Origin of the sequence: Shewanella septentrionalis (assembly GCF_025370265.1) — a bacterium.
GTDB lineage: Bacteria > Pseudomonadota > Gammaproteobacteria > Enterobacterales > Shewanellaceae > Shewanella > Shewanella hafniensis.
Genome location: NZ_JAMTCC010000001.1, coordinates 121107 through 143465, shown reverse-complemented (window position 1 = coordinate 143465; position 22359 = coordinate 121107). Strand labels below are relative to the sequence as shown.

Below are 22359 nucleotides of genomic sequence, written 5' to 3'. Positions count from 1 at the left end.
TAGATACTGCAGTCACTCCGTCATAAGCAATTTTTTGACGGAGTGACTATGTCAGCCAACCCACTAGCGCAAATTGAGTCATTCAAGCACACTAGCAAACAATGGAACCAACTGCGTGAGGCCGCGAATATGTCCAATCGAATGGAGCATATTTTACAGGCTATGCCATCAGGCGTGGTGATTATCAATGGCGACGGTATAGTCACGGATGCCAATCCGGTTGCAGTTGAATTACTAGAGCGCTCCTTGTGTGGCGTTCGCTGGATTGATGTGATCCACAGTGCCTTTGCGCCACAGGATGATGATGGCCATGAAGTGTCACTGCGTAATGGCCGCCGAGTTAAATTAGCCATTACGCCACTCACGCCAGAGCCTGGTCAATTAATTGTGTTAACTGATCTGACTGAAACTCGATTATTACAGAAAAATATCTCCCATCTACAACGTTTATCTGCACTGGGCAAGATGGTAGCAACTTTGGCGCATCAAGTGCGCACACCTTTATCAGCCGCATTGCTATATGCCTCTAATCTTGCGAGTCCTAAGTTATCCGATGCCGCTAAAGCGAAATTCCAGCAAAAACTTGTTGATAGACTCAATGAACTCGAGCGGCAGGTTAACGACATGCTATTGATGGCGAAAGGCCGTCAGGATGAACTGGGAGAGTTGATTACGCTTGCTGAGGTTATCGACAATGTTTTGGCAAATTGTGAGCCAATAGCGGCAAAGCAAGGCTGTGACTTGTCATTTGATGATGCATCAAGCAGTTTAATGTTAGCTAATTCCAATGCGTTAAGCTCGGCGATTAATAATTTAGTCATGAACAGTATTGAAGCTGGCGCCACTGAGATTCGTATTCAGGCGAAAGAAGAGGGCGATCAGTTACTACTGAATGTCATCGACAATGGCAAAGGCCTAGATGCCAATATGCAGCAGAAGGTGCTTGAACCTTTCTTTACGACAAAATCGCAGGGAACTGGGCTCGGGTTAGCGGTGGTGCAATCTGTGGTGCGCAATCATGGAGGGCAACTGCAATTAAGTTGCTTACCGAATAAAGGTTGTACTGTGTCTTTAGTCTTCCCTCGGGCTAAATCTGCGGTGATATTACCTTTGGAGATTACCCATGTCTGAAGCAAAGTTATTGCTCGTTGAAGATGATGCTTCATTGCGTGAAGCCTTGTTGGATACTTTAATGTTGGCTCAGTATGAGTGTGTTGATGTTGCCTCGGGTGAAGACGCTATTCTAGCCTTGAAACAACATCAATTTGATTTAGTCATTAGCGATGTGCAAATGCAAGGTATTGGTGGTTTAGGATTATTAAATTTCCTACAGCAACATCATCCTAAGTTGCCAGTGTTGCTGATGACAGCTTATGCCACGATTGGTAGTGCGGTGGATGCCATTAAATTGGGCGCTGTTGATTACTTAGCCAAACCTTTTGCGCCAGAAGTCTTGCTCAATCAAGTTTCCCGCTATTTGCCGTTAAAACAAAATGTGGATCAGCCAGTTGTTGCCGATGACAAGAGTTTAGCTTTATTGGCACTGGCTCAGCGGGTTGCGGCTTCTGATGCATCGGTTATGATCTTAGGTCCAAGCGGCTCGGGTAAAGAAGTCTTAGCCCGTTATATTCATCAACACAGTAGCCGCGCCGATCAAGCTTTTGTGGCTATTAACTGTGCTGCCATTCCTGAGAATATGCTTGAAGCCACTCTTTTTGGTTATGAAAAGGGTGCATTTACGGGGGCCTATCAAGCGTGTCCTGGGAAATTTGAGCAGGCTCAAGGTGGCACTTTGCTGCTAGATGAAATATCTGAGATGGATTTAGGCCTACAAGCTAAGTTATTGCGAGTATTGCAAGAGCGTGAAGTTGAGCGTTTAGGCGGCCGTAAAACTATTAAGCTCGATGTGCGCGTGCTTGCCACATCCAATCGAGACCTAAAAACCGTGGTGGCGGCAGGTGGCTTTAGGGAAGATCTCTACTATCGAATCAACGTGTTCCCATTAGCTTGGCCCGCATTAAGTCAACGTCCAGCGGATATTTTACCCCTTGCACGCCATTTATTGGTTAAGCATGCCAAGGCATTGAATGTCGCCGATGTGCCTGAGTTGGATGAAAATGCACGTCGACGTTTATTGAGTCATCGCTGGCCGGGGAACGTACGTGAACTCGATAATGTGATCCAGCGGGCTTTGATATTAAGAGCCGGTCAAGTGATCACCGCCAATGACATTATTATCGATACGCAGGATGTGGTTTTAGGCGGTGAAGACCTAGATCAATTTGCTGCCGAGCCAGACGGTTTAGGCGAAGAACTTAAAGCGCAGGAGCATGTGATTATTCTAGAAACTCTTAATCAATGCCAAGGAAGCCGCAAACTGGTCGCTGAAAAACTGGGGATAAGCGCCCGAACTCTAAGATACAAGATGGCAAGGATGCGTGATATGGGCATTCAATTACCAAATTAGTCTTTAAATTCAAGCTATGATATCGCAGCCTCCATATTGATTGTGAGGCTGCATTTTTTGAAATATACCAGCATAAAAGTGACTTATTTTATCCAGAATCCTTAGTGTTAACTTCAGGTTATCCCGTCAATTTATTATCAATCACGACCACTTGAAAACTTGGCCGTTATTTTGCATTGTCCCATTATCGGTATTTTGATCGTCAAGAACTCGACGACTGGGAGCTCAGCATGCAAATAGGCGCAAATTCATTCCTGCAGGAAATGCAGAAACTCCAAGGCGAGATTACGCCGTCTTTTGGCGTTCAGCCAAATATCATGCAGCAAGTGAATAACACCAGTGGTGCGGACTTCGGTCAGTTACTCTCGCAAGCCGTCGGCAATGTCAGCGGCTTACAGTCGACATCATCAAACCTCGCGACGCGCTTAGAAATGGGAGATAATACCGTCACTTTGTCTGATACTGTCATCGCCCGTGAGAAAGCCAGTGTCGCCTTCGAGGCAACGGTACAAGTACGAAATAAACTTGTCGAAGCCTATAAAGAAATAATGAGCATGCCTGTCTAGGCCAGTGAATAACCCAATTAGCAGGTACGAATCGTGAGCACAGAAATGATTGTCGGATCCAATTCCGGCTTAGCTGACCAAGGTGTCCAGCAAGAACATAAGTCAGGAATGATGGGAAACCTTGGCGGTGTCGATATGATGCGTCAAGTAACTATGATTTTAGCCTTGGCGATTTGTTTGGCTTTGGCCGTATTTGTTATGCTTTGGGCACAGGAGCCTGAGTATCGTCCATTGGGAAAAATGGAAACTCAGGAAATGGTTCAAGTATTAGATGTGCTTGATAAAAATAAAGTTAAGTATCAAATCGACGTGGACGTGATTAAAGTCCCCGAAGATAAATATCAAGAAGTGAAAATGATGCTGAGCCGCGCAGGCGTCGACAACCCTGCCGCTAGTCAAGACTTCTTGAATCAAGACAGCGGCTTTGGTGTCAGCCAACGTATGGAGCAAGCCCGTCTTAAGCATAGCCAAGAAGAAAACCTCGCTCGTGCAATTGAGCAACTACAAAGTGTTAGCCGCGCCAAAGTGATCCTCGCGTTACCTAAAGAAAACGTCTTTGCCCGCAATGCTTCAAAACCAAGTGCAACTGTGGTTATCAATACCCGTCGTGGCGGTTTAGGCCAAGGTGAAGTAGATGCCATCGTCGATATCGTTGCCTCTGCTGTACAAGGTTTAGAGCCATCACGGGTGACAGTAACTGACTCGAACGGCCGCTTATTAAACTCAGGCAGCCAAGATGGCGCGTCTGCGACAGCCCGTCGCGAGCTTGAATTAGTACAGCAAAAAGAAGCCGAGTATCGCACTAAGATTGAATCGATTTTGGTACCTATCTTAGGCCCTGATAATTTCACCTCTCAAGTCGATGTTAGCATGGACTTTACTGCGGTCGAGCAAACCTCTAAGCGTTATAACCCTGATTTACCAGCCCTGCGCAGCGAAATGACCGTTGAAAATAATACCACTGGCGGCTCTTCGGGTGGGATCCCTGGGGCGCTATCGAATCAGCCGCCAATGGAGTCAAATATTCCAGAAGATGCGACTAAAGCGACTGAGTCTGTCACCGCAGGTAATTCGCACCGTGAGGCGACACGTAATTTTGAGTTAGATACCACCATTAGCCATACCCGTCAGCAAGTTGGCGCGGTTCGCCGCATTAGTGTGTCGGTTGCGGTGGACTTTAAACCCGGTGCCGCTGGAGAAAATGGCCAAGTGGCGCGCGTTGCCCGTACTGAACAAGAACTGACCAACATTCGTCGTTTACTCGAAGGTGCGGTCGGTTTTAGCTCGCAACGGGGTGATGTGTTAGAAGTGGTCACGGTTCCCTTTATGGATCAATTAGTTGAAGACTTGCCTGCACTAGAACTGTGGGAGCAACCTTGGTTCTGGCGCGCAATTAAGCTCGGTATTGGCGCGTTAGTGATTTTGGTGCTGATTTTAGCTGTGGTACGCCCTATGCTGAAACGCTTAATCTATCCTGACAGTGTCAATATGCCTGAGGATGGCAGATTAGGTAACGAACTGGCCGAAATTGAGGATCAGTACGCGGCAGATACGCTAGGGATGCTTAATACTCAAGAGGCGGAATACAGTTATGCCGATGATGGTTCAATTCATATCCCTAATCTGCACAAAGATGATGATATGATTAAAGCTATCCGTGCGCTCGTGGCGAATGAGCCTGAGCTCTCTACTCAAGTCGTGAAAAACTGGTTACAAGACAATGGCTGAGAATAAAACGAAAGAAGTGGCTTCAGCGGCCGCACCTGCCTTTAACATTAAAGATATTAGCGGTGTCGAAAAGACCGCTATCTTACTCCTCAGTTTGAGTGAGGCCGATGCTGCATCCATTTTAAAACACTTAGAGCCTAAGCAAGTGCAAAAAGTGGGTATGGCGATGGCGGCAATGGAAGAGTTTGGTCAAGAAAAAGTCATCGGGGTACATAAGCTGTTTCTCGATGATATTCAAAAGTATTCTTCTATTGGTTTCAACAGCGAAGAGTTCGTTCGTAAAGCCTTAACCGCCGCACTGGGTGAAGATAAAGCGGGTAATCTGATTGAACAGATTATCATGGGCAGCGGTGCTAAAGGTTTGGATTCGTTGAAATGGATGGATGCACGCCAAGTGGCGACCATTATTCAGAATGAACATCCTCAGATCCAAACGATCGTGTTGTCCTATTTAGAACCCGATCAGGCGGCGGAAATTTTTGGTCAATTCCCTGAAAATACTCGCTTAGACTTGATGATGCGGATTGCGAATCTTGAAGAAGTTCAGCCCGCTGCACTGCAAGAGCTGAACGACATCATGGAGAAACAGTTTGCAGGTCAAGGTGGCGCACAGGCCGCGAAAATGGGTGGCCTAAAAGCGGCTGCCAACATAATGAACTACTTAGACACGGGTATCGAAAGTCAGTTGATGGAAACCATGCGCGAGTCAGATGAAGAAATGGCGCAGCAAATCCAAGACTTGATGTTCGTGTTTGAAAACTTAATCGATGTTGATGACCGTGGTATTCAAGCACTGCTCCGTGAAGTGCAACAAGATGTACTGATGAAGGCGCTCAAAGGCACTGATGATCAGCTGAAAGAAAAAATCTTGGGCAACATGTCAAAACGTGCCGCAGAATTGCTGCGTGACGATCTTGAGGCCATGGGCCCAATTCGTATCAGTGAAGTGGAAGTCGCTCAAAAAGAAATCCTGTCTATTGCCCGTCGCTTAAGTGACAGCGGCGAAATTATGTTAGGCGGCGGTGGTGGCGATGAGTTCCTCTAATCCGAGCGACAATAAACCGTCAAATAAGGTCTTGAGCGACGGTGATATTGAGTTTAGTCACTGGGCGCTGCCGGATGTGACTGAAGCCGATGACGATTCTATCTCGAATTTATTCGGCCATTCTAATCATCAAGCCGCTAAGCCGACAACAGTTGAGAGTGTTTCTCCGCCGACGATGGCCGAGATTGAAGATATTCGTGCCCAAGCCGAAGAAGAAGGGTTTGCCGAGGGTAAACAGCAAGGTTACGAGCAAGGGCTAGAAAAAGGTCGCTTAGAAGGCTTAGAGCAAGGCCATACTGAAGGGCTCGCCCAAGGGCATGAGCAAGGATTAGAAACCGGTTTAGCTCAAGCTAAAGTTTTACTCTCGCGGTTTGAAGCCTTATTAACTCAATTTGAAAAGCCATTGCAATTACTCGATGGCGATATTGAGCTCTCCCTACTGAACCTGAGTATGAAATTAGCTAAATCTGTCATAGGCCATGAGTTAAAAACCCATCCAGAACAAGTGCTTTCGGCATTACGCTTAGGCATAGAGTCGCTACCCATTAAGGAGCAAGCGGTGACTATTCGGCTGCATCCTGACGATGTGATCCTTGTCGAACAACTTTATTCCACCGCCCAACTGACCCGCAGTAAATGGGAACTTGAAGTCGATCCGACGTTAAGTGCAGGCGATTGTATTCTGAGCAGTCATCGCTCATTAGTCGATTTAACGCTTTCATCGCGTATTGATACTGTGTTTGAGTCATTACGAAATCAACATGCGCATTTGAGTGATAAACAGCATCAACTGCAAGAGACGATTGAAGCTGAAGATACTGCCAAACAAGTGGCTGTGGCGCTTGAGTCTGAGCGAGATAATCAAACGGCGGATAACCAAGCTGTCGATACGGTTAACCAAGACGCTGAGGATATGCAATTTGCCTCAAATACAGGTGAGCACTTAGATACCCAACCGGATGCCAGAACAGATGCAAAATCGCCAACACCAACTGCTGAATAGGCTTAATCATCATCAGGATAAAGTGCCGCCATTTCGTGCTGTGGCCAGTGGTCAGCTGGTGCGTGTTGTTGGCTTAACCTTAGAGGCGAGCGGTTGCCGCGCGCCTGTAGGCAGCTTATGTTCCATCGAAACTATGGCGGGCGAGTTAATTGCCGAAGTTGTCGGCTTTGATGGTGAACTCCTTTATTTAATGCCTATCGAGGAATTACGTGGGGTATTACCCGGTGCCCGGGTGGTGCCTTTAGGGGAACAAACTGGACTCAATGTCGGCTTGTCGTTGTTAGGGCGCGTGCTCGATGGTAACGGCGTGCCTTTAGATGGTTTAGGTGCGTTGCAGACTGATCAACAAGCGCCAAGACATAGCGCTGCCATTAACCCCTTATCTCGCCGTGCTATTACCGAGCCGCTGGACGTTGGCGTTCGCGCCATTAATGCCATGCTGACTGTGGGTAAAGGCCAACGTATGGGCTTGTTTGCCGGTTCTGGTGTGGGTAAGAGTGTGCTTTTAGGCATGATGACCCGCGGTACCACTGCCGATATTATTGTGGTTGGGCTGGTGGGCGAGCGTGGCCGTGAAGTCAAAGAGTTTATTGAAGAGATTCTTGGGGATAAAGGTCGAGCGCGTTCTGTTGTTGTTGCCGCGCCTGCAGATACCTCGCCGCTGATGCGCCTGCGCGCCTGCGAAACCTCGACTCGTATTGCCGAATATTTCCGCGATTTAGGCTATAACGTCTTGTTATTAATGGATAGTTTGACGCGTTATGCCCAAGCGCAGCGGGAAATAGCTTTGGCTGTGGGTGAGCCGCCTGCCACCAAAGGCTATCCGCCTTCAGTGTTTGCCAAGCTGCCGCGTTTAGTTGAGCGCGCCGGCAACGGTGGCCCAGGCCAAGGTTCAATTACGGCATTTTATACTGTGCTGACGGAAGGGGATGATCAACAGGATCCCATTGCCGATGCATCACGGGCGATTCTTGATGGTCACATAGTCTTGTCCCGTTCGCTTGCTGACTCTGGGCATTATCCCGCCATTGATATTGAAGCCTCTATTAGCCGGGTAGCACCTATGGTGATCTCCAATGAACACTTGGAAGCGATGCGCCGCGTGAAACAAACCTATTCCTTGTATCAGCAAAATCGGGATTTGATTTCCATTGGTGCCTATGCCCAAGGCAGCGATCCTCGAATCGATAATGCGATACGATTACAGCCGGCGATGAATGCTTTTTTACGCCAAACCATGCGTGATGCATTCAGTTTTGCCGATAGCCAAGTCATGCTCGGGCAACTTGCCGCACAGTGCAAATAATGGCGTCATCGAATTAATCGAGGTCTAGTATGGCTAACGCCGATCCCTTGTTGTTAGTGTTAAAGCTCGCCAATGATGCCGAAGAACAAGCGGCGTTATTGTTAAAGTCCGCGCAGTTAGAGTGCCAAAAGCGGCTGAATCAACTCAGTGCACTGAATAACTATCGCTTAGAATACATGAAGCAAATGCAATCCCAGCAAGGTCAAGCCATTAGTGCCAGTCACTATCACCAGTTTCATCGCTTTATTCGTCAGATTGATGACGCTATTACTCAGCAAAATCGCGTTGTGGCCGACGGTGAAAAACAAAAAGAATATCGACAACAGCATTGGTTGGAAAAACAGAAAAAACGTAAGGCAGTGGAATTACTGTTAGCGAGTAAAGAGAAGAAGCGCCAAGTTGTTGAACAAAAACGGGAGCAGAAAATGACCGATGAATTTGCTTCTCAGCAGTTTTATCGCCGTCATCAGCGTTAGTGAAATAGTGCGTTAAATGATCGGTATCTTCACCATTCACTAGCCCGATATGAGTTCAGTTTTCTGCCGCCGCCCTATGGCGCTGAACATTTGTTCGACTTCTTCCTTTGGGTTTTACTCTTTTTAATATTCTGTAGTAAAAAACTGAAGTTTTGGCACCTTATTTGCTTTGATTTAGTCCATGGCCCTGCAACCGCAGTGTTTAATTGACGTTTTTACCTAGCCATTTTCTCTTCTGCTGGGTGATGTTTGGGAGCTCTTATGCAACAAATGACCAATATCCTGTTGAGTAAAACAGGCAACTCTGCGGCCAATTCCGCTAAGATATCTTCCCAAGATTCTAATAATGAAGACTTTTCATCTACACTTGCGTCTGTCTCCGCTAGCTCATTTTCTATTTCCGCGCCTAAAAAGGCTGTCGCGAATACTGACGATAAAGTGCAGATCGTCTCTACTGATAAAGTAAAAGATAAAGACATATCAATGGATGACGCTGACGTTAATCTTATCTTCGCCCAGATCAGTATGGCAAATGACATGAAGAAAACGGCATCAGAGGGAGAGAGTTTGCCGCTAGTATTTTTAAATGCTGAAGATACTACTGACATGACGGGTAAAGATAATACTGATGCGACATCGGCGGTATTAATCGATCCTTCATTAGTATCAGCTATTTCTGCCGATGTTGAGCAGGCATCAGATGCAATGGTTGATGAAGTGGGCTTCTCTGCTGAATTACAAAAATTAGTTTCTACTGCGTCAGATGTGCCAGTGGCTGTATCTGCTGATAATGATGTTAAGTCAGTCCCTTTGACTGATAAGCCACTCGTTCAGATTCTTCCCATAGATCCAATAATTGCAGCGTCAGTGGATTCCGATGCTGTTATTGACCCCAATTTGATCGATGATGCTGCTGAATTACAGATAGAAGACACAGAACTTGTTGCTACCACTCAAATGGGCGTTAGCATAGATGAGCCTTTAGTCGAGAATGAAGTCACACTTAACGCTATGGTTAATCAAGCTGGTTTAACGAATAGCGCAACGACAAAATCGACGATGAGCACTTCGCCAAAGTCATTTGCTAGTGCCGCGAGTACTCCGATATTGGACAGTCTCAATACAGGTAACGTTTCTACCTCGGCAAATACGTTTGAACTTAATACTTTAGGTTCTGCTGTTTCATCTGAATCATCGGTTACTCAGTCTGTAACAGAAAGTGATCTTGATGGAAGTCCTAATCTTGAACTGGCTGCTAACCTATTACTTAAAGATGCAAAATTGACCGTTGCGATGGATATTCCCCGAGATGAAAATTTTATTGATGATGGCAGTACCTTCTCAGATATTAAGTCTACATCATCAATCCATACACTCTCGATGTCACAAGTAAATCGCCAAGAAACAATGCAAGTTCAATTGTCATTACGCCAAGGTGTCGATCAACAAAACCAAATGCAAGAGATGATCCAACGGTTTTCACCTGTAATGAAGCAACAGTTGATCACTATGGTGAGTCAAGGTATTCAACATGCAGAGATTAGGCTCGATCCCCCCGAGCTTGGGCATATGCTGGTAAAAATTCAAGTGCATGGCGAGCAGACCCAAGTACAGTTCCATGTCACTCAGACACAAACGCGTGATCTGGTTGAACAAGCTATGCCAAGATTACGTGAGTTATTGCAAGAACAAGGGATGCAATTAGCGGATAGCCATGTGTCTCAAGGTGGCCAAGGTGAACGTCGAGAGGGGAGTTTTGGCGACGGTGGTGGTTCAAGTGGGGCTGATGTGGATGAAATCTCGGCAGAAGAGCTACATTTAGGTTTAAATCAAACCACTAGTGTAAATTCAGGTATAGATTATTATGCTTAAGTAGGTAACCTATAGCAATGATTAAACATAATGACGTTTTGATTAATCAGAATCGTCATTTGTTCCGCCTAAATTAAAGAGAATAGTGATGGCTAAGGAAGAATCGTTAGAACTTGAAAGTACCGAAGAGCCTAAAAGTAAGAAAAAACTGTTTATTTTTGTTGGCGTAGGTGTTCTTATCGCTCTCTTAATCGGTGCTGGTATCTGGTTTTTTATGGGGAGCAATTCTGAGGAAGTTCCTGTCGCTACGGCTGATGGAGTTGTTCAGGCTGAAACCCCTGCCACCGGAGATTTAGCCATAGCATCCTATGTGCCTATGCCACGCCCTTTCCTATTCAATTTACCAGGGCCTGACAGAGCACGTTTAGTTGAGATCAAAGTCCAACTTATGGTGCGTGGTACCGATGATGATGTGCTGACACAAAAGCACATTCCGTTGATTGAAGATGCGCTTTTAACAACTTTCAGTGGTGCTGATGTGCAAAAACTCAGTACGCAAGCGGGTAAAGATGAGTTACGCCAGTTAGCACTCTTAAGTGTGCAAAATACTCTGCAGTCGGTCACAGGCCGTAAAGTTGTCGAGAAAGTACTATTTACCGGTTTTGTAATGCAATAACCCTTTAACTTCAGCACCAAAAGAGGCGAAGGCAATATAGTGAGTGATTTATTAAGCCAAGACGAAATTGATGCGCTATTGCACGGGGTTGATGACGTCGATGATGACGAAATTGATGCTGTTGGAGAAGATGCCCGTTCCTACGATTTCTCTTCCCAAGATCGAATAGTTCGTGGGCGTATGCCGACGCTGGAAATTGTGAATGAGCGTTTTGCGCGCCATTTGCGTATCAGTATGTTTAATATGATGCGCCGTGCGGCCGAAGTGTCGATCAACGGTGTACAGATGCTCAAGTTTGGAGAGTATGTACATACGCTATTCGTTCCTACTAGTTTGAATATGGTACGTTTTAGTCCGCTCAAAGGTACAGCATTGATCACCATGGAAGCCAGATTAGTGTTCATCCTAGTGGATAACTTTTTTGGGGGAGATGGCCGTTTCCATGCCAAGATCGAAGGGCGGGAATTTACGCCTACTGAGAGACGTATAGTACAGCTATTGCTTAAAATAATTTTTGAAGATTATAAAGATGCGTGGGCACCTGTGATGGATGTGGAGTTCGATTATTTGGACTCAGAAGTCAATCCGGCCATGGCCAACATTGTCAGTCCTACTGAAGTTGTCGTGATTAATTCATTCCATATTGAAGTTGATGGTGGTGGCGGTGATTTCCATATCACTATGCCGTATTCCATGATTGAGCCGATTCGCGAGTTGCTCGATGCGGGTGTTCAAAGTGATAAGCAAGATACTGATATGCGTTGGTCGCAGGCATTGCATGATGAAATCATGGATGTGAAGGTCGGGTTCGATGCCAACATTGTGGAACATGAATTAACGCTCAAAGATGTGATGAATTTTAAAGCGGGCGATATTATTCCGATTGAGTTACCGGAATATATTATGATGAAAATCGAGGATTTACCGACATATCGTTGTAAAATGGGCCGTTCTAGAGATAACCTAGCACTTAAAATATATGAAAAGATCCCTCGGCCAGAAACCGTTAAATCCGAGCTACAATTAGTGACGCGCAAGGGTAAATCTCGCGATATATCAGAATTATAAGGTGAAGTAAGATGAGCACAGACGATACGGATGATTGGGCTGCAGCAATGGCAGAACAAGCCTTAGAAGAAGCTAACGCGATTGAGCTCGATGAATTAGTTGATGATTCGAGACCTATCTCTAAAGCAGAAGCGGCGAAATTAGACACTATTTTAGATATCCCCGTCACTATCTCTATGGAAGTGGGCCGTAGCTATATCAGTATTCGTAACCTGTTGCAGTTAAACCAAGGTTCTGTGGTTGAGCTCGACAGAGTTGCAGGTGAACCTTTAGATGTGATGGTTAACGGTACGCTGATTGCGCATGGTGAGGTTGTGGTTGTAAACGATAAATTCGGTATTCGTTTAACCGATGTGATCAGTCAAACCGAGCGAATTAAAAAGCTTAAATAATTGTCTCATCAACGAAAGTTGGAACCAGAATGACTATTTCGGTAATACTCAGTTTAGCTGCAGTATCTCAAGCAAAAACTGAGAGTCTTGTAGGCGATAGTGCTCAAGGCGTAACAGCAGTGACATCTTCGGCCGCAAAAATGGCTGAACCTTCTCAAGTCGCAACCCTAGCGAGTATGTTAGGTGGCTTAATTCTGGTTTTACTCTTAATTTTTGCGTTAGCTTATTTATTAAGACGGTTCAATTTAGTTCCCACGACCAACGGTGTTTTAAAAACCATAGCCGTGACTTCGCTCGGTCAGAAAGAGCGTTTAGTCTTAGTGCAGGTGGGGGAGCAGCAATATTTACTTGGCGTTAGCTCGCAGCAGGTGAGTTTGATTGATAAGTTAGTTGAACCTATTCATATAGAGTCTGATTCCTTTGCGAGTCGGCTACGTCAGGCGAAATCAAAACAATGATAACACGTATCCTCGCGTTAGTTGGGTTCGTTATTCTGTTATGCATGCCGTCGGCATGGGCCGCTGATGGTGTTTTGCCTGCAGTGACTGTAACAACAGGACCAGACGGCTCCACAGAATACTCAGTCACAATGCAGATTTTACTGCTGATGACATCGTTGAGTTTTTTACCTGCGATGCTCATCATGTTGACCTCTTTCACGCGGATCATCATTGTTCTGTCTATATTACGTCAAGCTATTGGCTTACAACAAACACCTTCCAATCAAGTATTAATTGGCATGAGTTTATTCATGACCTTTTTTATTATGGCGCCGGTATTTGACCGGATTTATGACGAAGGGGTTAAGCCTTACATCGAGGAGCAGTTAACCCTGCAGCAAGCGTTCGAAAAAGGTAAAGAACCAATAAGAAGCTTTATGCTAGGGCAGGTTAGGACCACAGACTTAAAAACCTTTATTGAGATTTCAGGCTACAAAAACATTAAGTCGCCTGAAGAAGCCCCTATGAGTGTGCTGATCCCCGCCTTTATTACCAGCGAGCTGAAAACAGCTTTTCAAATTGGCTTTATGTTGTTCGTGCCGTTTTTAGTGTTAGATCTAGTGGTCGCCAGTATCTTAATGGCCATGGGTATGATGATGTTATCTCCTATGATAGTGTCGCTACCGTTTAAGATCATGTTGTTTGTGCTCGTCGATGGTTGGAGCTTAGTTCTAGGGACATTAGCGAATAGTTTCGGGTAGCCAAGGGAGAGTACTTACATGAGTCCAGAGGCGCTGATTGATATTTTTCGTGAAGCTCTATCCGTAATTGTTATTATGGTGTCAGCTATTGTATTACCAGGGCTGGGTATTGGTTTGATTGTCGCCGTGTTTCAAGCCGCGACTTCGATTAACGAGCAAACCTTAAGTTTTCTTCCGCGTTTAATCATAACGCTGCTTGCGCTAATGTTTATGGGGCATTGGTTGGTTGAAACTTTGATGGACTTTTTTGTCGAGATGGTTAATCGCATTCCGCAAGTAATAGGCTAACCCAATGGAGCTGCTGCTCGATACGTTAGTGCAGACCATTGCCGCTTATATGTGGCCGCTGTTTCGGGTCGCGAGTATGCTAATGGTTATGGTGGTGTTTGGGGCCGCAACCACTCCAACTCGTGTGCGTCTATTATTGGCCATGGCGATTACCTTTGCGATCGCGCCAGTCCTTCCTCCGGTTCAAAATGCCGATCTATTCTCACTCAGTGCAGTATTTATTACTGCGCAGCAAATCATTATTGGTGTTGCCATGGGGTTTGTGACTCAAATGGTGATGCAAGTTTTTGTATTAACCGGCCAGATTATTGGTATGCAAACCAGTCTCGGGTTTGCTTCTATGGTTGATCCTGGTTCGGGTCAGCAAACACCCGTTATTGGTAACTTTTTTCTATTATTGGCGACATTAATCTTCTTAGCCGTCGATGGACATCTATTGATGATCCGTATGTTGGTGGCGAGTTTTGAGACCCTACCCATTTCTAATCAAGGATTAACTCTTACTAGCTACCGCGCTTTAGCTGATTGGGGCTCGTATATGTTTGGTGCGGCATTAACTATGTCAATATCCGCGATTATTGCCTTGTTATTAGTGAACTTGTCCTTCGGTGTGATGACTCGCGCCGCGCCGCAATTAAACATTTTCTCTATTGGTTTTCCGATCACTATGATTGGCGGGTTATTTATTCTTTGGTTAACCTTAACGCCTGTTATGGCCCATTTCGATGAAGTGTGGGCTGCGGCTCAAGTGCTGCTTTGCGATATGTTAGCGCTTCAATGTAACGTCGATGGTTTGATATGACGGTATTAGGAGCTGCCCATGGCTGAAGAATCAAGCGGTGAACGCAGTGAGGAACCCACAGGGAGGCGTCTTGAACAGGCGCGGGAAAAAGGACAGATTGCGCGTTCGAAAGAACTCGGTACAGCAGCGGTATTAATTTCTGCTGCGTGTGGTTTTTATATGCTAGGTCCAAGTCTAGCCAAGAGTTTAACTCGGGTGTTTGAGACTGTTTTCACCATGGACAGGGCGCAAGTTTTTGATACTGAAGAAATGTTTAATGTTTGGGGTGTTGTCGCGGGTGAAATCGTCTGGCCCATGGCAAAAATAATGCTGTTAATTGTGGTTGTTGCTTTTATTGGCAACGTGGCTTTAGGTGGAATGAATTTCTCGACCCAAGCTATGATGCCCAAGGCCAGTAAAATGAGCCCTGCAGCAGGTTTGAAGCGTATGTTCGGTGTGCAGGCGCTAGTTGAGCTGACGAAAGGGATTGCCAAGTTTTCTGTGGTGGCATTTTCTGCATATTTATTACTGAGCTTTTATTTCAATGAAATTCTGTTGTTGTCTAGTGATCATCTTCCTGGCAATGTTTACCACGCATTAGATTTGCTCGTGTGGATGTTTATTTTGTTATGTTCCTCTATTTTGTTGATTGTCGTCATCGATGTTCCATTTCAACTTTGGAATCACAATAAGCAACTCAAGATGACCAAACAAGAAGTAAAGGATGAGTATAAAGATACTGAAGGGAAGCCTGAAGTTAAAGGACGGGTACGGCAGATGCAACGCGAGTTGGCTCAGCGTCGAATGATGGCTGAAGTACCCAATGCCGATGTCATCGTTGTTAACCCTGAGCATTTTGCGGTAGCGATTAAATATGACGTGCAGCGTTCAGTCGCGCCTTTTGTTGTTGCCAAAGGTGTTGATGATGTCGCATTTAAAATTCGTGAGATTGCCCGCGCCCATAATGTGACAATCGTCTCTGCTCCGCCATTAGCAAGAGCTATATACCATACAACTAAGTTGGATCAACAAATCCCTGAAGGACTGTTTACTGCTGTGGCGCAGATTTTGGCCTATGTGTTCCAGTTGCGCCAATACCAAAAAGGCCGAGGTCGCAAGCCTATTCCAATCCCACTTAATCAACCCATTCCCGATGAGTTAAAATATTAAGATCTAAGCTAAAAATTCTTTGAAGTCGTGATATTATTGTGCGCCAATACGCTATTGGCGTACTTTTTGCTTTCATGCTGTCATACGTCAAAGTTTAGGTAAATATGAATGGATGTTAGAGCGACCTTAGGTCAAGTAAAACAAATGCGCTTGAGCACGTTTAAAGGTATAGGCACTCCTATACTCGTACTCGCAGCATTGGCCATGATAGTTTTACCTATCCCTCCATTCTTACTAGACATACTTTTTTCATTCAACATAGCCTTAGCGCTCATCGTATTATTAGTCGCAATTTATACTGATAGACCGTTGGATTTTGCCGCTTTCCCAAGTGTCCTGCTAGTGGCGACGTTATTACGCCTTGCGCTAAACGTCGCTTCTACTCGTGTAGTGTTACTCGAGGGGCATAATGGGGGGGATGCGGCTGGTAAGGTCATTGAAGCCTTCGGTTCTGTGGTGATTGGCGGTAACTATGCCGTTGGTTTAGTTGTATTCATCATTTTGATTATCATCAACTTTGCGGTGGTGACTAAAGGTGCCGGTCGTATCGCAGAAGTGAGCGCCCGCTTTACCTTGGACGCTATGCCTGGTAAGCAAATGGCTATTGATGCCGACTTAAATGCCGGAACTTTGAATCAAGATCAAGCAAGATTACGTCGCGCCGAAGTGACCCGTGAAGCTGATTTTTATGGCGCGATGGATGGTGCTTCAAAATTCGTAAAAGGTGATGCAATTGCGGGTATCATGATTTTAGTGATTAACATCTTAGGTGGTTTCATCATAGGTATTGTTCAACATGGCTTAAGTTTCTCTGAAGCGGTTGAAATTTATACCTTGCTGACCATTGGTGATGGTCTGGTGGCGCAGATCCCAGGTTTGTTGTTGTCAATCGCTGCTGCCTTGATGGTAACCCGTCAAAATGAATCGGGCGATATGGGCCAAATGATGATGAGTCAGATGTTTGACAGTCATAAATCATTGGGTATCGCCGCCGGAGTGTTATTTGTCATGGGTATTGTCCCTGGCATGCCGCATATGGCGTTCTTAAGCTTCGCCTTTATTACTGCGGGTGCTGCCTATTTTGTCTATAAGCGCAATGAGACGAAACGTATTAAAGCCCTAGAACAAGTCAAATCTGGTCCGATTGAGAGACAAGATAAAGAGCCTAAAGAACTGGGCTGGGACGATGTGCATCATGTTGATACTATTGGCCTTGAGGTTGGCTATCGCTTAATTCCACTGGTCGATAAGGGCCAAGGTGGCGAGTTATTAAGCCGTATCAAAGGCGTCCGTAAGAAGTTATCGCAAGAGTTGGGCTTCTTAGTGCCTGCGGTGCATATTCGCGATAACTTAGATTTGTCACCTAATGCCTACCGCATTTCTCTAATGGGCGTTGTTGTTGGTGAGGCGGATATTCGTCACGACTGCGAATTGGCGATTAATCCTGGCCAAGTCTATGGCAAGCTCGATGGTATCGAAACGCGCGATCCAGCTTTTGGTCTTGAAGCAGTATGGATTGCCCCTGAATTACGTGAGCATGCCCAAACATTAGGGTATACGGTTGTCGATGCCGCTACGGTTGTGGCAACCCATATTAGTCAATTGCTGACCAATAATGCTGCTAAGTTGTTAGGATACGAAGAAGTGCAACAACTGATGGATATGCTTGCGAAACATTCGCCTAAGCTGGTGGATGGCTTTATTCCTGATGTCATGCCGTTAGGGCATGTCGTAAAAGTGATGCAGAACCTATTAAATGAAGGGGTTTCAGTCAGAGACTTGCGTACTATAGTGCAAACTTTGTTAGAATACGGCACTAAGAGTAATGACACTGAAGTCTTGACCGCTGCAGTCCGTATCGCGTTGAAACGTATGATCGTTCAGGAAATCTCAGGCCCAGAGCTCGAAATCCCTGTCATAACTTTGGCGCCAGAGTTGGAACAGATGTTGCATCAGTCAATGCAAGCAACCGGTGGTGATGGTCCTAACATTGAACCCGGTCTTGCAGAACGCATGCAGCAGTCCCTTGCCGATGCGGCTCAGAAGCAAGAAATGGTCGGACAACCCGCCATATTGTTGACGTCAGGTATGTTACGCGCGACGCTGTCACGCTTTGTTAAACATACTATTCCTAATCTCAGAGTCATTTCATATCAAGAAATACCTGATGAGAAGCAAATACGTATCGTATCTGCAGTCGGCCAGTAGAGGACGCATAAGTGAAGATTAAACGATTTTTTGCCAAAGACATGCGCGCCGCACTGGCCCAAGTGAAAGAAACACTCGGCTCAGATGCCGTCATTATGTCGAATAAGAAAGTGAATGGGGGCATCGAAATTGTCGCCGCCGTTGACTATGACGAACCTAAAGCAAAAACCGCAGCAACTGCGCCAGCGCCAACCTTTATGGACGTGAGTGACGATCTTGTGTCCCTGGGTGCTAAGCAGCCAGTACGGGCTGAAACCCGAGCTAAGCCAGCTGCACCTGCTGACTCATTACAAGCCTTGCTAGAGAAGCAACAAAGCCGTTTGAATCAACAAATGTCGCATCAGCAAGTGGATGCCACGTTACCCGCATGGGCAAAGGGCTTACAAGCGCCGGCAGCGGCAAAAGTGGAGCGTCGCGAAGCGCCTGCTACTTTTGATAAGAAGCCACAAACATCACAGAAACAAAGCGCAGATATTGAGGCAATGCGTGATGAGTTAGCATCACTGCGTAATTTACTGACACATCAAGTGTCCTCTTTGATGACAGAACATAAAAAACGCATCGACCCAGTCGGTGCTATGCTCGAAGCCAAGTTACTTGAGGCTGAATTTTCCCCAGCTGTTGCGAATAAATTAGCGGCGCTGAGCCAACATTATACGCCTGCAGAATTAGTCAGAGCTTTACCTCAAAGTTTAGCTAATATGCTTGATAATCAAGGTGATGATATTGTTAACCAGGGCGGCGTGGTGGCATTGGTGGGTCCAACTGGTGTGGGTAAAACCACGTCATTAGCGAAACTTGCAGCCCGTTTTGCAGCCCATCACGGTGCTGAGCATGTTGCTCTTATAACGACAGATCATTATCGCATCGGAGCCTATGAGCAATTAGCAACTTATGGCAAAATAATGGGCTGCCCAGTAAAGCAAGCTCATGATCTGAATGAATTAGAGCAAATTCTCTATCAGTTTAGGAATCGCAAGCTAGTATTGATAGATACGGCTGGCATGGGACAGCGAGATATGCGTCTTTACCAGCAACTTGATAATTTAACTGCAAATAGCAGGATACCTATCCGCAGTTATCTGGTACTGTCTGCGACAGGACAGCGCCGTGTGCTGCAAGATGCAGTCAATCATTTTAAACGCATTCCCCTATCTGGTGTCGTTCTCACAAAACTCGATGAATCTGTGTCGTTAGCAGGGGCATTAAGTGTGTTGATCCAAAACGGATTACCATTAAGTTATGTTACTGATGGACAAAGAGTTCCTGAAGATATGAAAGTTGCGGATACCTTAGATTTAGCCCAGCAGGCACTCGCAGCGTTAGATAGTACTGAACAACAATCATTACAAGACACAGCGTGGTCAGATAATATGGCCTGTGCATTTGAGTAGATTTATGACCCTGGATCAAGCAAGTGGTTTACGTATGATGAATCAACCCTATAACGAAAAAGTGAAAGTAATCGCGGTCACAGGTGGTAAAGGTGGCGTTGGTAAAACCAGCGTTTCCATTAATGCAGCTGTGGCATTAGCCGAAAAAGGCAAGCGTGTCTTGGTACTTGATGCTGACCTTGGCTTAGCAAACGTCGATGTCATGCTGGGTATTCGTGCCGAGCGTAACCTCTCCCATGTCCTCTCCGGTGATGCAGAGCTTGACGATATTATCGTTCGTGGCCCTAAAGGGATTGGCATAGTACCAGCCACTTCAGGAACACAAGGGATGGTGGAATTAAGTCCAGCGCAACATGCCGGGTTAATTCGCGCATTTAGTGAGATGCGGACTCAGTTTGATATTCTAGTCGTAGATACTGCTGCTGGGATTTCAGATATGGTGCTCAGTTTCTCACGTGCATCGCAGGATGTGCTGGTCGTTGTTTGTGATGAACCCACATCAATTACCGATGCCTATGCCCTGATAAAAATCCTCAGCCGTGAGCATGGCGTGTTCCGTTTTAAAATAGTTGCCAATATGGTGCGTAGTTTACGAGAAGGTATGGAATTATTTGCTAAACTCAGTAAAGTGACCGACAGATTTTTGGATGTCGCCCTTGAATTGGTTGCAACAATCCCATTTGACGAAAACTTACGTAAATCTGTTCGTAAACAAAAATTGGTGGTTGAAGCGTATCCTAAATCACCAGCAGCGATTGCGTATCAAGGGTTGGCAAATAAAATTCTAAGCTGGCCTGTACCGCAGCAACCTGGTGGGCATTTGGAGTTTTTCGTTGAGCGTTTAGTACAACGACCAGATTTTCAAGAGGAAAAAACGAGTGAATAAAGCCGCTGCGTATACTTGTTTAGACAATAAATCGTCGATCGTTGAACAGTATGCTCCGTTGGTTAAAAGAATTGCGCATCATTTACTCGCCAGACTACCTGCCTCCGTGCAGTTAGATGATTTACTCCAAGCTGGGATGATGGGGTTATTAGAAGCATCATCCAAGTTTGATGGTGGCAAGGGTGCGAAATTTGAAACCTTCGCCGGCATACGCATACGTGGGGCCATGTTAGATGAAATTCGCCGCGGCGATTGGGTGCCTCGTTCCGTTCATCGTAATAACCGCAAGGTTGCACATGCTATTGATGAGTTAGAGCAAGAACTGGGTCGTGATGCACGCGACACAGAAATTGCAGAAAAACTTGATATGACGCTCGATGAGTACCATCATATTCTTAACGATGTTTCTGTCGGAAAAATCATAGGGATAGAAGACTTAGGCGTATCTCAGGATATACTTACAGTGAGTGATCGGTCCGATGATGACTCATTTGAAGCATTAGCTGAGAACCAATTTCATTCTGCGCTGGTTGAGGCAATTAAATTATTGCCTGAAAGAGATGCATTAGTGTTATCCCTGTACTACGATGAAGCATTGAATTTAAAAGAGATTGGCGCCATTCTTGAGGTCAGTGAATCGCGTGTTAGCCAGATATTAAGTCAGGCAATGTTGCGATTGAAAGCTAAACTCAAGCACTGGACATAAGTATAATTATTAATCGAGCACAGAATGTCAGCTCACCGGAGGAAACCTTGGACAAGAATATGAAGATTCTCATTGTTGACGATTTTTCGACAATGAGGCGTATCATCAAGAACTTGTTGCGAGACTTGGGGTTTAATAATACCCAAGAAGCAGACGATGGCTCAACAGCCCTGCCGATGTTGCAAAAGGGGGATTTTGATTTTGTTGTTACAGATTGGAATATGCCCGGTATGCAAGGCATCGATCTGTTAAAAGCAATTCGCGCAGATGATTCGCTAAAGCATTTACCCGTATTAATGGTGACAGCTGAAGCAAAACGTGAACAGATTATCGCTGCCGCTCAAGCGGGAGTGAATGGATATGTGGTTAAGCCTTTTACCGCTGCAACGCTGAAAGAGAAGCTAGATAAAATATTCGAACGACTCGCTTGAGCAAGGATGAGCTATGAAGTCACAAACATCAGGGCTCATCACGCTCGAACAAGCTCAGCACTTGGTTGAATTATTAAGTGTCGGTGAGCAACGTCAGGCAGATGATTTATTACGGGAGCTTGCTGCTCCACTGCAACGAGAATTATTTGAAGAGGTAGGGAAATTAACTCGGCAACTTCATAGCGCTTTAATGGATTTTCAAGTTGATAATCGTCTAGCTGAATTAGCCAATACAGAAATTCCCGATGCCAAACAACGTTTAAATTACGTTATTGACATGACTGAACAAGCGGCAAATAAAACCATGGATGCGGTAGAAGAATGTTTACCTTTGGCCAATGCCGTAACGGTAAATATTCAAAAAGTCATGCCATCTTGGGACAAATTAATGCGCCGAGAAATAGAACTCAGCGAGTTTAAGGTTCTTTGCCACGATGTCCAAGATCTTATGTCCCGTAGTTCAAATGACTCGACTCGACTGCGTGAATTGTTAAATCAAATATTGATGGCGCAAGATTTTCAAGACTTAACAGGACAAATGATACGTCGTGTTATTGATCTGGTTATGGAAGTTGAAAGCAATCTGGTTTCTATGCTGACGGTATTTGGTGAGCAACCTATGATTGAAACTCAGATTGCTCAGAAAAATAATATTGAAGCGGAAGGGCCGATAATGAATGCCGAGCTTCGTCAAGATGTAGTAACAGGTCAAGACGAAGTGGATGATCTTCTATCGAGTCTGGGTTTCTAACTGG

Annotated in this window: 23 protein-coding genes; all 23 read left to right on the top strand. The window is 45.4% G+C overall.

All coding sequences use genetic code 11. The features are described 5' to 3' along the window. Positions 1-48: 48 nt before the first annotated feature. The 23 genes from NE536_RS00650 (at position 49) to NE536_RS00540 (ending at position 22355) form a co-directional block, all read left to right on the top strand. Positions 49-1131: a sensor histidine kinase gene (locus NE536_RS00650; protein ID WP_261271469.1), complete on the top strand. Its 1083-nt coding sequence runs from the start codon at positions 49-51 to the stop codon at positions 1129-1131. Beyond that, positions 1124-2467 (top strand): sigma-54-dependent transcriptional regulator, encoded by a 1344-nt coding sequence (locus tag NE536_RS00645; RefSeq protein ID WP_220590733.1) that lies wholly within the window; start codon positions 1124-1126, stop codon positions 2465-2467. Before NE536_RS00650 ends, NE536_RS00645 begins: the two co-directional genes overlap by 8 nt. A gap of 230 nt (positions 2468-2697) precedes the next feature. Then, entirely contained in the window at positions 2698-3033 is a 336-nt protein-coding gene (fliE, locus tag NE536_RS00640) for a flagellar hook-basal body complex protein FliE (RefSeq protein WP_261271468.1), read from the top strand. 45 nt (positions 3034-3078) lie between these two features. Continuing rightward, positions 3079-4761, top strand: coding sequence for a flagellar basal-body MS-ring/collar protein FliF (fliF, locus tag NE536_RS00635; RefSeq protein ID WP_261271518.1), 1683 nt, complete (start codon positions 3079-3081; stop codon positions 4759-4761). Next, the gene (gene fliG, locus NE536_RS00630) at positions 4754-5806 is read left to right on the top strand and encodes a flagellar motor switch protein FliG (RefSeq protein ID WP_220590731.1); all 1053 of its coding nucleotides are present in this window, start codon (positions 4754-4756) and stop codon (positions 5804-5806) included. Before fliF ends, fliG begins: the two co-directional genes overlap by 8 nt. Beyond that, positions 5793-6809, top strand: a complete 1017-nt coding sequence (fliH, locus tag NE536_RS00625) for a flagellar assembly protein FliH (protein WP_261271467.1) — start codon at positions 5793-5795, stop codon at positions 6807-6809. Before fliG ends, fliH begins: the two co-directional genes overlap by 14 nt. Further along, positions 6778-8115 carry a flagellar protein export ATPase FliI gene (fliI, locus tag NE536_RS00620; protein ID WP_012089703.1) on the top strand — a complete coding sequence of 446 codons (1338 nt, stop codon included), beginning with the start codon at positions 6778-6780 and terminating at the stop codon, positions 8113-8115. Before fliH ends, fliI begins: the two co-directional genes overlap by 32 nt. A 29-nt stretch (positions 8116-8144) precedes the next feature. Continuing rightward, positions 8145-8591, top strand: coding sequence for a flagellar export protein FliJ (gene fliJ, locus NE536_RS00615; protein ID WP_006082402.1), 447 nt, complete (start codon positions 8145-8147; stop codon positions 8589-8591). A 261-nt stretch (positions 8592-8852) separates the two neighbouring features. Then, positions 8853-10463: a flagellar hook-length control protein FliK gene (locus NE536_RS00610; RefSeq protein WP_261271466.1), complete on the top strand. Its 1611-nt coding sequence runs from the start codon at positions 8853-8855 to the stop codon at positions 10461-10463. A gap of 88 nt (positions 10464-10551) precedes the next feature. After that, positions 10552-11079, top strand: coding sequence for a flagellar basal body-associated protein FliL (gene fliL, locus NE536_RS00605; RefSeq protein WP_261271465.1), 528 nt, complete (start codon positions 10552-10554; stop codon positions 11077-11079). 39 nt (positions 11080-11118) lie between these two features. Then, a complete protein-coding gene (gene fliM / locus NE536_RS00600; protein WP_006082398.1) occupies positions 11119-12147 on the top strand; it encodes a flagellar motor switch protein FliM in 1029 nt (342 codons plus the stop codon). Between the two features lie 11 nt (positions 12148-12158). Then, complete coding sequence (gene fliN / locus NE536_RS00595) at positions 12159-12539, top strand: flagellar motor switch protein FliN (RefSeq protein ID WP_028761182.1); 381 nt, start codon at positions 12159-12161, stop codon at positions 12537-12539. Positions 12540-12568: 29 nt separating this feature from the next. Next, complete coding sequence (gene fliO, locus NE536_RS00590; protein WP_261271464.1) at positions 12569-12997, top strand: flagellar biosynthetic protein FliO; 429 nt, start codon at positions 12569-12571, stop codon at positions 12995-12997. Beyond that, positions 12994-13740 carry a flagellar type III secretion system pore protein FliP gene (gene fliP, locus NE536_RS00585; RefSeq protein ID WP_220590727.1) on the top strand — a complete coding sequence of 249 codons (747 nt, stop codon included), beginning with the start codon at positions 12994-12996 and terminating at the stop codon, positions 13738-13740. The genes fliO and fliP overlap by 4 nt, the downstream gene beginning before the upstream one ends. An 18-nt stretch (positions 13741-13758) precedes the next feature. Beyond that, a complete protein-coding gene (gene fliQ / locus NE536_RS00580) occupies positions 13759-14028 on the top strand; it encodes a flagellar biosynthesis protein FliQ (protein ID WP_106651069.1) in 270 nt (89 codons plus the stop codon). 4 nt (positions 14029-14032) lie between these two features. Beyond that, the gene (gene fliR / locus NE536_RS00575; RefSeq protein ID WP_261271463.1) at positions 14033-14830 is read left to right on the top strand and encodes a flagellar biosynthetic protein FliR; all 798 of its coding nucleotides are present in this window, start codon (positions 14033-14035) and stop codon (positions 14828-14830) included. A gap of 18 nt (positions 14831-14848) precedes the next feature. After that, a complete protein-coding gene (gene flhB / locus NE536_RS00570; protein WP_106651067.1) occupies positions 14849-15979 on the top strand; it encodes a flagellar biosynthesis protein FlhB in 1131 nt (376 codons plus the stop codon). Between the two features lie 108 nt (positions 15980-16087). Next, complete coding sequence (gene flhA, locus NE536_RS00565; protein ID WP_107404157.1) at positions 16088-18187, top strand: flagellar biosynthesis protein FlhA; 2100 nt, start codon at positions 16088-16090, stop codon at positions 18185-18187. An 11-nt stretch (positions 18188-18198) separates the two neighbouring features. Beyond that, on the top strand, positions 18199-19581 hold the full coding sequence (gene flhF / locus NE536_RS00560) for a flagellar biosynthesis GTPase FlhF (RefSeq protein ID WP_261271462.1): 1383 nt from the start codon (positions 18199-18201) through the stop codon (positions 19579-19581). Positions 19582-19585: 4 nt separating this feature from the next. After that, positions 19586-20467: a MinD/ParA family protein gene (locus NE536_RS00555; RefSeq protein WP_261271461.1), complete on the top strand. Its 882-nt coding sequence runs from the start codon at positions 19586-19588 to the stop codon at positions 20465-20467. Continuing rightward, entirely contained in the window at positions 20460-21173 is a 714-nt protein-coding gene (locus NE536_RS00550; protein WP_028761175.1) for an RNA polymerase sigma factor FliA, read from the top strand. The genes NE536_RS00555 and NE536_RS00550 overlap by 8 nt, the downstream gene beginning before the upstream one ends. A gap of 47 nt (positions 21174-21220) precedes the next feature. After that, on the top strand, positions 21221-21604 hold the full coding sequence (cheY, locus tag NE536_RS00545; protein ID WP_007649667.1) for a chemotaxis response regulator CheY: 384 nt from the start codon (positions 21221-21223) through the stop codon (positions 21602-21604). Positions 21605-21617: 13 nt separating this feature from the next. Further along, the gene (locus tag NE536_RS00540; protein ID WP_261271460.1) at positions 21618-22355 is read left to right on the top strand and encodes a protein phosphatase CheZ; all 738 of its coding nucleotides are present in this window, start codon (positions 21618-21620) and stop codon (positions 22353-22355) included. Positions 22356-22359: the final 4 nt, after the last annotated feature.

Coding starts and splice junctions, on each gene's coding strand:
- fliI (WP_012089703.1), top strand. CDS start 6,778: ATGCAAAATCGCCAACACCAACTGCTGAATAGGCTTAATCATCATCAG.
- fliJ (WP_006082402.1), top strand. CDS start 8,145: ATGGCTAACGCCGATCCCTTGTTGTTAGTGTTAAAGCTCGCCAATGAT.
- fliO (WP_261271464.1), top strand. CDS start 12,569: ATGACTATTTCGGTAATACTCAGTTTAGCTGCAGTATCTCAAGCAAAA.
- fliE (WP_261271468.1), top strand. CDS start 2,698: ATGCAAATAGGCGCAAATTCATTCCTGCAGGAAATGCAGAAACTCCAA.
- fliN (WP_028761182.1), top strand. CDS start 12,159: ATGAGCACAGACGATACGGATGATTGGGCTGCAGCAATGGCAGAACAA.
- fliL (WP_261271465.1), top strand. CDS start 10,552: ATGGCTAAGGAAGAATCGTTAGAACTTGAAAGTACCGAAGAGCCTAAA.
- fliF (WP_261271518.1), top strand. CDS start 3,079: ATGATTGTCGGATCCAATTCCGGCTTAGCTGACCAAGGTGTCCAGCAA.
- NE536_RS00555 (WP_261271461.1), top strand. CDS start 19,586: ATGACCCTGGATCAAGCAAGTGGTTTACGTATGATGAATCAACCCTAT.
- fliP (WP_220590727.1), top strand. CDS start 12,994: ATGATAACACGTATCCTCGCGTTAGTTGGGTTCGTTATTCTGTTATGC.
- flhB (WP_106651067.1), top strand. CDS start 14,849: ATGGCTGAAGAATCAAGCGGTGAACGCAGTGAGGAACCCACAGGGAGG.
- flhA (WP_107404157.1), top strand. CDS start 16,088: ATGGATGTTAGAGCGACCTTAGGTCAAGTAAAACAAATGCGCTTGAGC.
- fliH (WP_261271467.1), top strand. CDS start 5,793: ATGAGTTCCTCTAATCCGAGCGACAATAAACCGTCAAATAAGGTCTTG.
- fliR (WP_261271463.1), top strand. CDS start 14,033: ATGGAGCTGCTGCTCGATACGTTAGTGCAGACCATTGCCGCTTATATG.
- NE536_RS00610 (WP_261271466.1), top strand. CDS start 8,853: ATGCAACAAATGACCAATATCCTGTTGAGTAAAACAGGCAACTCTGCG.
- fliQ (WP_106651069.1), top strand. CDS start 13,759: ATGAGTCCAGAGGCGCTGATTGATATTTTTCGTGAAGCTCTATCCGTA.
- NE536_RS00650 (WP_261271469.1), top strand. CDS start 49: ATGTCAGCCAACCCACTAGCGCAAATTGAGTCATTCAAGCACACTAGC.
- fliG (WP_220590731.1), top strand. CDS start 4,754: ATGGCTGAGAATAAAACGAAAGAAGTGGCTTCAGCGGCCGCACCTGCC.
- NE536_RS00645 (WP_220590733.1), top strand. CDS start 1,124: ATGTCTGAAGCAAAGTTATTGCTCGTTGAAGATGATGCTTCATTGCGT.
- NE536_RS00540 (WP_261271460.1), top strand. CDS start 21,618: ATGAAGTCACAAACATCAGGGCTCATCACGCTCGAACAAGCTCAGCAC.